The sequence below is a fragment of the Petroclostridium xylanilyticum genome, from assembly GCF_002252565.1.
In the GTDB taxonomy this organism is placed as follows: domain Bacteria; phylum Bacillota; class Clostridia; order SK-Y3; family SK-Y3; genus Petroclostridium; species Petroclostridium xylanilyticum.
The window spans coordinates 557,772-572,223 of sequence record NZ_NPML01000019.1; the positions used below are offsets into that span (position 1 = coordinate 557,772).

Annotated in this window: 15 protein-coding genes; 1 reads left to right on the plus strand and 14 read right to left on the minus strand. The window is 36.9% G+C overall.

Annotated features, from left to right (window positions below; translation table 11 throughout):
• Window positions 1-133 precede the first annotated feature (133 nt).
• The 9 genes from rsmA to CIB29_RS14785 all read right to left on the minus strand — a co-directional run bounded on the left by rsmA (window position 134) and on the right by CIB29_RS14785 (window position 9,384).
• Window positions 134-991, minus strand: a complete 858-nt coding sequence (gene rsmA / locus CIB29_RS14745; RefSeq protein ID WP_094550930.1) for a 16S rRNA (adenine(1518)-N(6)/adenine(1519)-N(6))-dimethyltransferase RsmA — start codon at window positions 989-991, stop codon at window positions 134-136.
• A gap of 398 nt (window positions 992-1,389) precedes the next feature.
• Window positions 1,390-2,436: a ubiquitin-like domain-containing protein gene (locus CIB29_RS14750; RefSeq protein WP_198543902.1), complete on the minus strand. Its 1,047-nt coding sequence runs from the start codon at window positions 2,434-2,436 to the stop codon at window positions 1,390-1,392.
• Window positions 2,437-2,751: 315 nt separating this feature from the next.
• Window positions 2,752-3,135 carry a hypothetical protein gene (locus CIB29_RS18980; RefSeq protein WP_198543903.1) on the minus strand — a complete coding sequence of 128 codons (384 nt, stop codon included), beginning with the start codon at window positions 3,133-3,135 and terminating at the stop codon, window positions 2,752-2,754.
• 105 nt (window positions 3,136-3,240) lie between these two features.
• Complete coding sequence (locus CIB29_RS14760) at window positions 3,241-3,840, minus strand: TIGR04100 family radical SAM protein (protein ID WP_094550934.1); 600 nt, start codon at window positions 3,838-3,840, stop codon at window positions 3,241-3,243.
• 89 nt (window positions 3,841-3,929) lie between these two features.
• Entirely contained in the window at window positions 3,930-4,700 is a 771-nt protein-coding gene (locus CIB29_RS14765) for a TatD family hydrolase (RefSeq protein WP_094550936.1), read from the minus strand.
• Window positions 4,701-4,937: 237 nt separating this feature from the next.
• A complete protein-coding gene (gene metG / locus CIB29_RS14770; protein ID WP_094550938.1) occupies window positions 4,938-6,923 on the minus strand; it encodes a methionine--tRNA ligase in 1,986 nt (661 codons plus the stop codon).
• 330 nt (window positions 6,924-7,253) lie between these two features.
• A complete protein-coding gene (locus CIB29_RS14775; protein ID WP_094550940.1) occupies window positions 7,254-8,003 on the minus strand; it encodes a 2-phosphosulfolactate phosphatase in 750 nt (249 codons plus the stop codon).
• 209 nt (window positions 8,004-8,212) lie between these two features.
• Window positions 8,213-8,752, minus strand: a complete 540-nt coding sequence (locus CIB29_RS14780) for a spore maturation protein (protein WP_463208792.1) — start codon at window positions 8,750-8,752, stop codon at window positions 8,213-8,215.
• 17 nt (window positions 8,753-8,769) lie between these two features.
• Window positions 8,770-9,384: a nucleoside recognition domain-containing protein gene (locus tag CIB29_RS14785; RefSeq protein WP_094550944.1), complete on the minus strand. Its 615-nt coding sequence runs from the start codon at window positions 9,382-9,384 to the stop codon at window positions 8,770-8,772.
• 509 nt (window positions 9,385-9,893) lie between these two features.
• On the opposite strand from CIB29_RS14785, the gene CIB29_RS14790 reads away from it, so the two are divergent.
• Window positions 9,894-10,133, plus strand: a complete 240-nt coding sequence (locus CIB29_RS14790; protein ID WP_094550946.1) for an AbrB/MazE/SpoVT family DNA-binding domain-containing protein — start codon at window positions 9,894-9,896, stop codon at window positions 10,131-10,133.
• Between the two features lie 59 nt (window positions 10,134-10,192).
• Here the strand turns inward: CIB29_RS14790 and rsmI are convergent, their stop codons facing one another.
• From rsmI to CIB29_RS14815, 5 genes are all read right to left on the minus strand, one after another.
• Window positions 10,193-11,050, minus strand: coding sequence for a 16S rRNA (cytidine(1402)-2'-O)-methyltransferase (rsmI, locus tag CIB29_RS14795; protein WP_094550948.1), 858 nt, complete (start codon window positions 11,048-11,050; stop codon window positions 10,193-10,195).
• A gap of 223 nt (window positions 11,051-11,273) precedes the next feature.
• On the minus strand, window positions 11,274-12,029 hold the full coding sequence (locus tag CIB29_RS14800) for a tRNA1(Val) (adenine(37)-N6)-methyltransferase (RefSeq protein ID WP_094550950.1): 756 nt from the start codon (window positions 12,027-12,029) through the stop codon (window positions 11,274-11,276).
• Between the two features lie 83 nt (window positions 12,030-12,112).
• Complete coding sequence (locus CIB29_RS14805) at window positions 12,113-12,283, minus strand: 4Fe-4S binding protein (protein WP_094550952.1); 171 nt, start codon at window positions 12,281-12,283, stop codon at window positions 12,113-12,115.
• Window positions 12,284-12,371: 88 nt separating this feature from the next.
• Window positions 12,372-13,241 (minus strand): PSP1 domain-containing protein, encoded by an 870-nt coding sequence (locus tag CIB29_RS14810; RefSeq protein ID WP_094550954.1) that lies wholly within the window; start codon window positions 13,239-13,241, stop codon window positions 12,372-12,374.
• Window positions 13,213-14,223 carry a DNA polymerase III subunit gene (locus tag CIB29_RS14815; RefSeq protein ID WP_198543904.1) on the minus strand — a complete coding sequence of 337 codons (1,011 nt, stop codon included), beginning with the start codon at window positions 14,221-14,223 and terminating at the stop codon, window positions 13,213-13,215. Before CIB29_RS14815 ends, CIB29_RS14810 begins: the two co-directional genes overlap by 29 nt.
• Window positions 14,224-14,452 lie beyond the last annotated feature (229 nt).

Genomic DNA, 14,452 nt, shown 5'->3' on the forward strand with positions numbered 1-14,452 from the left:
TATTGTTATACTTTTAACAATCGCAACCGGAACTACAAAATCAAAATCCTCTCCCTAATTCTATTTATATTCTACATTATACTCTAAATTCCTTCTTAAATAAAGAAAAATTTTTAAAAATTTTAAAACTTTTTTAAAAAATTGCATTTGCGAGTTCTGCAAATTGCATAATTGATAATGTTTCTCCTCTTTGATCTTCTCTAATCCCAATACTTATGAGCATTTCCTTTATTTGCTCTTTTGACATGGTGAATAATCCTGAGTTCGATAATGCATTCACCAGTGTCTTTCTTCTTTGCCCAAACGCAGCTTTTACGACATTGAAAAACTTTTTTTCATCTTCCACCTCAACAGGAGGTTGTCTAAGTATATCAAGCTTTATTACTACTGATTCCACCTTTGGCTGCGGCATGAAACAATGGGGAGGCACTGTGGCAATAATACAAGGTTTTGTAAAATACTGCACAGCAACACTTAATGCTCCATAGTCTTTTTCCCCTGCTTTCGCTGCCATCCTCTCGGCAACTTCCTTTTGTACCATCACAATAATACTATCTATGTTTAGCTTTTTTTCCAATAGTCCCATAATAATTGGTGTAGTGATATAATACGGTAAATTAGCCGCCACTTTTACATCCATATTGGGAAATTCATTATTTATTATTGCATTCATATCTACTTTCAATGCGTCAGCATTTATTATTTTCACATTTTTATATTCACCAAGCGTTTCGTTTAAAATAGGTAAAAGGTGAGAATCCAATTCTATCGCTACCACTTTTCCAGCTTTTTCCGCAAGCGCCTGCGTTAGAACACCTATCCCTGGCCCAATCTCTATAACGCCGGTATTTTCTCCTATTTCTGCCGAACTTACAATTTTATCAAGGACATTTGAATCTATAAGAAAATTTTGCCCCAGGTTTTTATTAAAACGAAAACCGTATTTAGTGATAATTTCTTTTAGAACTTTTGGTGATGAAAGTTTATCCATATATAAAACCTCCTTTGCATTATTTTTTGTGCCGGGACTATCCGGCGTGGCAGTTAGTATGAAAGTAGCGTTGATTGGTCAGGGCTTCGACATGGGGACAGTTCCTCAGTCGCATGAAAACCACATGCGACAGACGAACCGTCCCCAAGCCGCATCCCTTCTACCTGCTAAATCGGATGTTTAGAGCGGCGAAAGAGAGTGAGACTTGTGGCCATTCCACGCCGAAAAGCACTATTTGCGAGGTTTGCACTAACAAGTGGTGTGTTCCCATGTCTCGCCCGAACAACCAAGCGCATTTTCATCATTATTTGTGCTGGATGTGCCCGGCGTGGGGGTTAATAAGAAAATGCTCCAAACTAAATATAAAACGCCGGGCAGAACCCGGCGACCTTGGTACTCTATTCTAATATGTACACTTTAACTTTCCTTATTCCAAACTTTTTAACAAAAGCAGGATCATCATAGAAAAGGTCTATAATATCACCTTTGACTCCTCCTCCTATGTCGCCTGCCACAGCAAACCCATAGGACCAGGAGCCGTTAGCTCCTTCTATATATAACCTTGAATACAGCGGTATAGTCTTGGGGTCAACAGCAACTACCCCATGCCTTGCTTTCATTCCCGTATAGGTAACACCATAATTGGGATCTCCAGGATTTTTACCACAACTTTCATAGGACAGGTCATAAGCAGTAGCTCTCATATTTAATACTTTTCTATATCTAAAGCTTTCTCCACGGGAAGTCTTGTGCATTGCTACTGTACCGTATTCGTTAATTTGATCTACAGGTTGTGATACAATATTATCACTAATAAGCTTTCTTGAAACTTCTTTTCCGTCATGTAGCACTACAGCATATTTCTTCTCTCTTGTGCCTTCAACACCCTGCTGTACAATTCTGTTTTTCCCTTTATCCATTTTTTCACTTGCACGATTTACTGTTTTAAATGGGATTTTTTCTTTGATAGTTTCTATATTTTCTACGACTCTTACAATAGAAATTTGCATTTGGGCGGATATTTGATCAGTTAGATTGTAATTTACCATATCTTTCTCATTTAGTTGAATATTTGCTTGTTCTAAAACCTCTTTTACAGTATCTTTAACAGTTTTTAAAGCTACTTCATTCCCATCAACCAGTACTGTCACAGGCACTGCCCTCTTAATGGTAATTTCCTGATGCTTGCTAAGCTTTGTTTCAGGCGAAGGCTGTATTTCATCTCCATCGTATAACTGTACGCCCTGTTCTTTCAGAAATTCGTCTACAGTAGGTCTGCGTGTTTTTGCATATGTTATTTTCCCATCATCATTTAGAGCTACCTCTTTAGTGCCTGCAATAACCGCATTAAATGTTGATGCTACCAATGACACCATAATAAACAACGTAAGAAGAAAAGTACGACCTGACAGGTTGACTTTCTTCAGCATGCCATTCAGGTGCATTTCTCTACCTCCTATTTTTTTAGACTTGCTGCTAATTTTATTCCATTTTTCCATTTCTGTCAAATGGCAAAATTACCAACCTTGACATAAAAATCAGTAATATTATTGACCAATATCACTAATTTTATCCATTATACTTAAATTTTTTATCCATAGCGCCAGTTTATTATACCCTGCTTTAACAAAATTAATTTTTGCCTGAACTACACAATTCTCTAAATTTTAAATTGAACAAAACAAATGACATTCGTTTTGCTCCAATCCAAAATGAATGTCATTTTATAGTAAGTACGTTATTTAATTTTTTAATTAAAATTAATCTTTTTCAGGCATTCTCATTCCAGGATATCCCATGCCTGGCATTCCTGGTGTGGGGTAATACATTCCACCCATACCGGGTACATAATACATTCCGCCTGGCATCGGACTGTACATATCTCCCATTCCTGGCATAGGATAGCCGTACATTCCACCGTACATCGGATTATACATTCCACCATGCATTGGGTCTCCGCATCCCATATCTCCGCCCATCATTGGCATCTGCGGAGGCATCATAGGCATTTGCGGCTGTATCATGGGACAGCCGCCATATTGCATCATTGGACACCATGGCATTGGCTGAGGCATTGGCGGCATTATAGGGGGTGTATATTCCTTTTCAGGTTTTTCAGGTTCATACTTTCTCTTATCTTCCATAAAAACTCCTCCTTAACATATGATTGGATTTTCATTCACTATCAGTATATGAGGAGAGGAGGTTTTGGTGATTAAAAGTTCGGAGTTTGGAGCTCGGAGCTTTTTTTAAGCGCTGTAATGCCTGACCCTAAATTCTACACCTATATCCTTCGCAATTCTTTCGCACGCTTCTATATCTTCTTTGGGCATCACATCTACAACCGTCAGTATAACTTGTGGAATATATCCTTTACATTTTGCTGCAAAATCCAGCATCCCGTGATATGCTTGTTCTCCATAGTCTGACCCGCATATTTCTTGATATTCAGCAGCATTCTTAGCATTAAGGCTGATAGAGATGCAATCCACCAATCCTTTTAACATGGGAGTTATATCTTCACCGTGAATTAAATTTGCATGGCCATTGGTATTAATACGAATGGGTATATTAAATTTTTCTTTGATACTCTTGCAGATCTCAATGATGTCATACGCTCTTACCATAGGTTCACCATAGCCGCAAAATACTATTTCTTTATATTTCGAAAGATCGCGCCGTTCAATATCATCAATAACTTCCCTTACAGTCGGTTCCCTCTCCAGCCATAGGTCCACCCCTGTCCCTACTCCTTGAGCGGTATTTCTGATGCAAAAGCTACACCTGTTTGTGCAGCGGTTAGTTACGTTAACGTATAGGGCATTACCAAGTTCATAAGTAATTATCATCTCATTTACCCTCCTTCTATAGAGATAAAGATAAAGATACAGACACAGATGAACAATAGCGCAATCTAAATCTGTATCTTTATCTTATCTCAATCTAGTATCCTAAACAACCTTTTAGTATTCTCCATCGTCCTCTCCGCTACCTCTTCTACAGTAATACCTTTAATCTCTGCTATTTTTTCAGCTGTATATCTTATATATGTGGAGTCATTTCGTTTCCCCCTGTGCGGTATAGGAGTCAAGTAAGGACAATCGGTTTCTATCAATAGCTTGTCTATGGGTAGATTTTTTACTACCTCTATGGATTTTACTGCATTATTAAAAGTGATAGGTCCTGCAATAGATATATAAATCCCCATCTCTAAAAGTTTCTTAGCCATCTCCCAGCTTCCTGAAAAACAATGAAATACTCCTCCAATAGAAGAGATGTCCTCTGACGTTACAATCTCCATAGAGTCAGCATGGGCATCACGGTTATGTATTATAACGGGAAGGTCTAATTCTTTTGCCAGTTGAATCTGCCTTCGGAACCAGTATCTTTGCACCTCTCTAGGCGAGTGGTCATAATAATAATCCAGCCCTATCTCACCTACTGCCACCACTCTTGGATTTTTAGCCAAATCAGCAAGTAAACCCATGGCGTTCTCACTTATATCTCCTACATCATGGGGATGCACACCTACCGAAGCATAGATAAAATCGTAATTTTCAGCTAAGTTTATACACTCCAGGGATGTAGCAATATTAGAAGCGGCATTCAGGATATAAGACACACCTTTTTGCTTCATGCTTTCAAGCAATATCTCCCTATCTACATCAAAGCGTCTGTCATCGTAATGGGCATGAGAGTCAAAAAACATAGTTTTACCTCTTTCTTAAATACAAGTTATCATCTTAAGTTTGCAATAAATACAAAAGATTGAGATTGAAATTAAGATTGAGTATAGGACAGCCATACTCACAATCTTAACCTTAATCTCAATCTTAATCTTTCTTATAATAAACCAACTTTAAAGCTAAATATTTAATTTTAAAGTTGGTTCATTTCATCGATAACTACATTAATTTATTTATAATTTTGATATTAGTTATCGATACTATCTAACTTTAGAACCGGAATCAATGTCCCCATCTACTGTAGCCAAGACAAGCTTCTCATCACCGGGTGTAGATGCGGCAAGGATCATGCCGTGGGATTCAACCCCTCTAAGTTTTACAGGCTGAAGATTCGCTATTACTATAAGATTCTTACCTACTAATTCTTCAGGAGTATAGTATTTTGCTATCCCCGAAACTACCTGACGAGTTTCATTACCTACTTGTAACTGAAGCTTTAGCAGTTTATCTGCGCCTTTGATCTTTTCAGCTGAAATTACTTTCGCTACTCTCAGATCTAGTTTGGCAAAATCATCTATGGAAATTAACTGTTGTTCTTCCTTTACATCTGCAACCTTTTTCTCTGCTTTTGCTGCAGTTTTATCTTCCGGCTTTACAGTTTGCTTTTGTACCTGCTGCTGTATTGTTTCCAATTCTTCAAGTTCTTTTTTAACATCAATTCTCGGGAATATGATTTCACCTTTATTTACTTTAAAATTTGCTTTTAATTTACCCCATATCTTTGAGCTTTCCCACTCGGTTTCCATACCTTTTTCAATGCCTATCTGCTGCCATATCACTGGAGAAGTATTTGGCATAAAAGGTTGAATAAGTATGGATATTATCCTTATACTTTCTGCCAGATTGTACAAAACAGCTGCCAGTCTTGGTTTTTGAGCTTCATCCTTGGCCAGTGCCCATGGCATGGTTTCATCTATATATTTGTTTGTTCTGGATACAAGCTTCCATATCTCTGTTAATGCACTGCTGAACTGCAGTTTATCCATTAATTCTTCCACTTTTGCCGTAGTGGATGCCGCAAGATTCTTCAGGTCTTCATCATAATCTCCTGCTTGTCTGTTTTCAGGCAGTTGCCCGCCAAAGTACTTGTCAATCATTGCAACAGTCCTGCTTACCAGATTTCCGAGATCATTGGCAAGATCTGCATTAATCCTGTTGATTAGTGCTTCGTTAGAGAATATACCGTCTGCACCAAAGGGAACTTCTCTTAATAGGAAATACCTGATCGCATCTACTCCATATTTATTCACCAATATAACCGGATCTACTACATTTCCTTTGGATTTAGACATTTTACCGCCTTCAAGAAGCAGCCAGCCATGTCCGAATACCTGTTTTGGTAAGGGCTCACCTAATGCCATCAACATTGCAGGCCATATAATAGTGTGGAAACGCACTATTTCCTTACCTACAAGATGAACATCGGCAGGCCAGTATTTTTTGTAATCCGAATCATCATCCGTTAAATATCCTAAAGCAGTGATATAGTTCGACAATGCATCTACCCATACATATACCACATGCTTATCGTCAAAATTTACAGGAATTCCCCAGTTAAATGTTGTCCTGGATACGCACAGGTCTTCCAATCCTGGCCTTAAAAAATTATTCAACATCTCGTTTTGCCGGGACACAGGTTGAATAAATTCGGGATTTTCTTCTATAAGCTTTATCAGCTTATCCTGGTATTTTGATAAGCGGAAAAAATAGCTTTCCTCCTTGGTTAATTCTACCTCCCGTTCACAATCGGGACACTTGCCGTCTTTTAGCTGACGCTCGGTCCAGAAAGCTTCGCAGGGCGTACAATACCACCCTTCATATTCACTCTTATAGATATCACCACTATCATATAACTTTTTGAATATTTTTTGTACAACTTCTTCATGCTGTTTGTCAGTTGTTCTTATAAACCTATCATTAGAAATATCTAAAAGCTTCCACAATTCTTTTATACCTGCAACAATTTCATCTACATAGGCTTTAGGCGTCATTCCCTTTGCTTCAGCCTTTCTTTGAATCTTCTGTCCATGTTCATCTGTTCCGGTCAAGAACATGACGTCATAGCCTCTTAATCTTTTATATCGCGCCATAGCGTCAGCTGCCACAGTAGTATAAGAATGACCTATATGCAGTTTATCACTGGGATAGTATATAGGCGTTGTTATGTAAAAAGTTTTGCTGCTCATGATTTACCCTCCCCGATTTTATGAATTGAAACTTGAGGTATGCTTAATATTTTAAATATATATTATAATATCATTAATTTAGGTTTTTTCAAGGCCTTTGTTGTCTTATGGGTGCATTTTCCGAATTTGAAGAATATTATTCTAACAGGCTCTAAGCCTTTCCGCAACGTTCTTTCCATAATATTCTTCAAATATAAAATATACGCCCTTGTCCTATTGTTTTCAATTCTCCATTCTCCATTCTCAATTGTCAATTCTCAATTCTTTTTATAATTAACCAACTGTAAAACTAAATATTGTGATTTTAAAGTTGGTTAATTTCATCGATAACTACATTAATTTATTTTTAGCTTTAATATTGGTTATCGATATTATTCCATCGATAAATATTGGTACTAGTTGAAAAACGTCTTGCTGCATACAAAATTCCACATCTTTCTCAAAATTCAACGAAATTAGCCTGCTGTAATGAAAAGTACCTTGTAATAACTGGTGCATGTCATCCTTGTTATGCTTATATAAATTTTCAGCTGCAATCCCTAGGTCATTCAAGCTAATATCGTTGCCCAAACTTTTTAGTTCATAAATTATTTTTCCTGCACATAAAATATCTTCTAAAGAAAAATGCCCCTCTGTACCGGCGCAAATAATTGTAATATCTTCTAAATAATTCTTATGTATATACTGTACAACAGCTTGTCCATTCAGAAAACTTGCTATAACAATATCAACCGCCTCTTTTGCATGATGAATCGCTCTTGTTCCATTTGTAGTTGTTATAATCACATACTTATTTTGCACTCTTTCAGCAGTGTATTCCAGCGGAGAATTTCCATGGTGGAATCCCTCAATAATTACAGCATTTCTTTCTCCTCCCAACAAACATTGTTCTGGATCCAATTCACAAGCCTTTGCTTTTGCCTGATCAACATCGCAGACAGGTATCACCCCTTTGCAACCATTTGAAAGAGCCGTCACAATGGTGCTTGTTGCTCTTAATACATCAATAACAACAGCTAGTTTTCCCTTTACCATTTGGTCTTTTACCTCATCGGCTGTAGCAATAACATCGATTCGCATGTATCCCTATCCTTTCATATTTTAGTTCACGGAGGTCCAGTCCCCGAGTCTTGTCCCTTCTTCCTGCTAAATCGGACTTTTTCAGTAGTTGCGGACGGTTCTATAGTCACACATCTATATATTCATTATATTGCTAGTTGCCACGCTTTCTCAATCCAAATCTTAAAATTGGGCATATATTTTTTAATTGATGAATATTATTCCTACACTTAATTCCACCCAAATACCATTCCGCACACCCACACACTTGCTATTATTCCCGTTAAATCGGCCAGCAATGCAGCAGCAATTGTATGGCGCACGTTTTTTATTCCCACTGAACCAAAATATATGGCAATGGTATAAAATGTCGTTTCTGTAGAACCCATCATTGTTGAGGTAACTCTTCCAATAAACGAATCAGGGCCATAACTTTTAATCAAGTCAGTTACAATGGCCAGTGCAGCACTTCCTGATATAGGCCTCATAAGAGCAAGGGGTACAACCTCTGGAGGCATTCTAATGACAGATGTCACGGGCCTTAGTGCATAGGTAATCAAATCCAAGGCACCGGAGGCACGGAATACTCCTACAGCAACCAAAAGCCCTATAAGAGGCGGCAAAACTCTAATAACAGTATCTATCCCGTCCTTGGCGCCCTCAATAAAGCAGTCATATACCTTTACATCTTTTGTCAAACCGTAGGATATGATTAGGAAAAACATCAAGGGAATTGCCAAATTAGATAATAACTTTATTAACTCCATCATAACACCTCCTCTCAAAATCATCCTGCTTTTCTATATCTCGAATAATTGCGTAAATCTCGTTCTTTCCCTTGCATTATTTTTGCTGCAGTTACACCAACTACTACGGCACATATACTCGCTATCCATGTTGTAGCAATTATTTCAAAAGGGTTGTTAGAACCTGCCGAAGAACGAACAGCAAGTACCGTAGCAGGAATAAGCTGTATGGATGCAGTATTAATTACTACAAACATACACATAGCATTAGATGCTGTATCCTTGTCGCCATTCAGTTTTTGAAGTTCCTTTATTGCTTTCAATCCTAATGGTGTAGCTGCATTACCCAATCCTAATATATTCGCTACCATGTTGAGTACAATGGCACCCATTGCCGGCGACCATGGTGGAATCTGAGGAAATAATAGTTTGGTTATGGGCTTAATAGCTCTGGCAATTACTTTGACTAGTCCGGACTTTTCTGCAATATTCATAAACCCCGTCCACAGACACATTACTCCTAACAATCCAATACTCATTTCCACAGCTGTGCCGGCAGAATCCAGTGCAGCCTGTGTGGTTTGTTCTATTTTTCCTGTAAATGCGGCAATAGTAAATGCAATTAATATCATACCCGACCAAATATAATTTAACATAGCAACTCCTTCAATAAATGAAATTAAAATTTAGATTAAAATTATGAAAGCAGGTAACTTAATCTTAATCTCTCTTATATATATATATGCCTGATCTAAATATCAAATTACAATTGGTTAGTTCAATCTATTTTCCCAATTAATGCATCATCGGTGTCGAATTTTGTCTATTATTTTTCGACTTTTGTCGAATTTCCTTTTCCAGTTATAATTTTACATATTATAAAGGTATTGACTTCACATTATAATTTTTTAAAATTATAAAGGTATAATTTATAATTATATTTTTATTATCTCACATTTTTCTATAATATTTGAATTGTTTTTTGAGATTTGCCACATATTGTTAAATTTTTAACTTTCAATTTTAATATATTATGTATTTATTTCCACAGCTAGAAAAAATTTTTTCCGAATATAATTATTTTAGTATTGACGTTTATTTACAATTATGGTATTATAGTTTCGTAAAGTTTGTCGAATATTGTAAATTTAGGAGGAATTTTATCATGAAATCAACTGGTATTGTAAGAAAAGTAGATGAGTTAGGAAGAGTTGTACTTCCTATTGAGTTGAGAAGAACACTTGATATTGCTGAGAAAGATGCTTTAGAAATCTATGTAGATGGAAATACCATTATCCTTAAGAAATATGAACCTGCATGTATTTTCTGCGGAAATGCAAAAGATGTTCATGTTTATAAAGGCAAAAATATTTGTCCACAATGTATGGATGAATTAAAGAAGTAATTTAATATTAAAAAATAAGAAAGGAAGGAACCTCCCTTCCTTTCTTTATTATTTCTCACCTATGCTTCCTTATTTTCTAATTGAAGTGCATATACCTCCCGTTTACTAAGCCCCCTGTCCTTTGCTACCTTTTTAAGTGCTTCTTTGCGGTCTATTCCCTGGGATATATACATATTGATATGGTCATATATTGAAATCTCCGCCCATTCTCTTTGTTTTTCTTCTTCTACTTGCTGTTTATTTGCTCCCTCAATGATTAGAACAAATTCACCCTTTGGCATATTTTGCTCAAACTTCTGTATAGCTTCTTCAATAGTACAGCGAATTACCTCTTCAAATTTCTTTGTGAGTTCCCTAGCTATTGCTATATTTCTATTTCCTAAAATCTGCAGCATATCTTTTAGTGTATTGGTGAGCTTATGAGGAGCCTCATAAAATATTAATGTCCTTGTGTCATTTTTTATTGCCTCGAGGTGCTCTCTTCTGTTGCGCTTGTTTACTGCAAGAAAGCCTTCAAAACAAAACCTGCCGGTAGACAGACCGGACAAAATAAGACCTGTTATAGCTGCTACGGGTCCAGGTAGTGCTGAAACTGTGATACCATTCTGGATACAAAGCTTGACCAGGTCTTCTCCTGGATCCGAAATTCCCGGAGTTCCGGCATCAGATACCAGAGCAATATCTTTACCCTGCAATAATTGCTCTACAATATATTTGCCCTTTTCTACCTTATTGTGTTCATAATAGCTTGTTAAAGGTTTATTGATTTCAAAATGATTAAGTAACTTTATGGTTTGGCGTGTATCTTCTGCCGCAATCAAATCCACTTCTCTCAATATCCTTAAAGCTCTTAAGGTAATATCTTCAAGGTTTCCGATAGGAGTAGCACACAAATATAATGTGCCCTTTTCGTTCATGTTTGCTAACCTCCAGTGCTTTTTAATCTTAATATGTACATTGGGGCAAGTCGCATCATATATTTCATGTTTTGCCGCTTATACCGGCATCCGTGCCGGGATAATCCTAAAATCACCCTCCATGGTGATTTTCCGGCTGCAACATTCCATATATGATGCGACTTGCCCGTCACAATGCATGTAACGTATTTAGCGTTTTTTATATAAATTAAATGCACCTAACTTATATATAGGAATTTCTATTATAAATGGCATTAATCTCCTCACTATACTCCCCTTCATCATTATAGACATACAGGGGCTCCATCATCTTGAGCTGAGGATTTCCTCCTCTTGCTCCTTCAATTAGAATCAAATTTGCTTTTTTTCCGGGAGATGGATGCACAAATCTAAGCCTTTTAGGTTCCAGTTTATGATTCCTCATTAACCATATAATATCTACCAGCCGCTCAGGACGATGTACCATATTAAATTTACCGCCAATTTTTAAAAGCTTACTGCTAACCGTTATTACATCTTCAAGAGTGCACTTAATTTCATGCCGTGATATGGCTTTTGCATCATTTGGATTTGTTAATCCCCCTCCAGAGTTCATATAGGGCGGATTGCAGGTTATTACGTCGAAGGCTGCTGCACCAAATAGGGCTACACCCTCCCGCAAATCTCCCTCTACGATCTGCACCCTGTCCTGTAGATTGTTTAATATGACACTCCTAGCGCTCATTTCCGCCATATGCGCCTGAATTTCCAATCCAACAATCCGGCTTACATCACTTTTACCTGCAATAAGTATAGGTATGATCCCCGTGCCGGTACCCATATCTAACACAATATTGCCTTTTTTTACATCAGCAAAGTTGGCTAATAACACTGCATCTATCCCAAAGCAAAACCCTCTTGTATCCTGAATTATCTTTAGACCTTTATATTGCAGATCGTCAACTCTTTCCCATTCATTCAAAGGTACATTACTCAACATTAGTCGCCTCCATGGCATATAGATGTAGATATATATAAAAAAAACCCGGGATAAACCTCAGGTTTTTTTAATAATTTAGTTAATTATTTAGGTTGTGGAGCATCTACTGGACAAACATTTGCACAAGCACCGCACTCTATGCAAACTTCTGCATCAATAACATATACGTCATCGCCAGGTGAAATACAAGATACAGGACATTCTGGCTCACAAGCTCCACAGCTTACGCAAGCGTCTGTAATAAAATATGCCATTAAAAACACCTCCTTAAATTATCGTTTCTATTTTACCACTATAATACTAAATTGAAAACATTTTTTACTGAAATTTTTAAATTAAAAATTAAATACCTTCCAGATGTTTTAATTCATCCAAATCCACATCATCATTTTCAGTCTCTACATTCTTTATAATTTTCACTTCAGAGGTTTTAAAAGTTTGCAAAACATTTTCATCATCTTTATCCAACTTAACCTTTACAAGCTCTTTTAACAGGTTAACACTCATTACCGTACCCTGTCCTTGAGGCGTAGACACAATTGCATTGACTTTTGGTGTCCTTCCGAGCACTTCCTCATAAGTATCCTGTTCATATTTTAAGCAGCACATAAGCCTTCCGCATGTCCCTGAAATCTTGCTGGGATTTAAGGATAAGCTTTGCTCTTTCGCCATCTTTATAGATACCGGCTCAAATTCACCAAGATGAGTGGAACAGCACAGGGTACGTCCGCAAATCCCTAAACCACCCAACATTTTTGCCTCATCCCGGACACCAATCTGCCTCAATTCAATTCGTGTCTTGAAAATCGCTGCAAGGTCTTTGACCAATTCACGAAAATCTACTCTCCCGTCAGCAGTAAAGTAAAATAAGACTTTATTTCCGTCAAAGGTATATTCAACATCAATTAACTTCATCTCTAGATTGTGGTCTTTTATTTTTTCCAGACAAATTTTAAAAGCTTCTTTTTCCCTTCTTTTGTTTTCTTCTGATTGTTGAACATCTTCATCGGTAGCAATACGTATTACCTTTTTTAATGGGGCAATGATCTCTTCTTCATTCACCTCTCTATTACCTACTACTGCTTCACCAAATTCTATTCCCCTTGCTGTCTCAACGATTACCTTCGTTCCTTTCTCTATGTTTAAACCATCAGGATCAAAATAGTATATCTTCCCTGCTCTTTTAAACCGCACTCCTACTACTGTTACCATGTACTTCCTCCCAACTTTGTATCAGCATTGTTTCTATAGCTAAAGTATAATTTGCATTCATACTAATTTTTTTCTTTATATCAATGATAATATCTATAATTTTGCATGCCGCACGGCTGGAAACTCTTCTCGAAAACTCCTTTAATCTGCCCAGCATATCTATATTTATTACCATATTCTCATTGTGCAATTCTTTTATAAACAAAATATCCCTAAACCATAATAACAGCAAGTCTAGTATAGACTCAATCATATTTTTGTGATCATTAAAATAATTCACTGCCTCGAGGATGTCTAATTCACTATGATTTAATAACTTTGTGATAATCTCAATAATATCCCGCCTCATATCTCTAAATTCCTGCGATGCGGCAATATCTTTCGCCCTTCCGATAATTCCACCCGAAAGCATCACTAAAAAAGGAATTTCATCAGTCAATTCCAAATATTCCTTCCTTAAAAAATCCTCTATTTCTTTATATGGATGTGTCTTAAATCTAACCAATATTGTCCTTGACAAAATAGTATTTAATAGCAGGGAAGAATTTATTGTAGTAAGAATAATTACCCCATATTCCGGAGGTTCTTCTAAAATCTTCAACAAACCATTTTGTGCCTGAACTGTCATTCTATCAGCCCGGGGAATAATGTATATCTTTCTACCAGCCTCATATGGCTTTATATACATGTCTTTTTGAAGTTCTCTTATCACATCAACACCAATACTGCTGGCAGAACCCTCTATCACTTTTACATCAGGATGATTGTTACTCTCATTTTTTATACAATTTCTACAAGTTCCACAGGGTTCAGCCTGTCCTTTTTCACATGTTAAGGCAGCCGCAAAAATCGAAGCCATGGTCTGTTTTCCAATTCCTTCTGGGCCCTCAAATATATATGCATGGCTGACCATATTATTCACTATACTGTTTTTTAGACTTTCTACAACTTTCGTTTGTCCAATAATATCACTAAAATTCATACCAACCTCTTTGTATATAAACCATAAACCGTATTTTACATTCACCCAAACGTACCAAACGTATCTCATCAGGTATTATATGATTGCTGCATAACATATTTATGATGTGTCATAGTGGGGAGTGGACAGTGGGGAGTGTTTTTTGAACTTGATCGGCAATTTACTCCCCACTCCTCACTCCCCACTACTTCGCACTTTAAATATATTGTTTGCCTTACCATTCATTCAG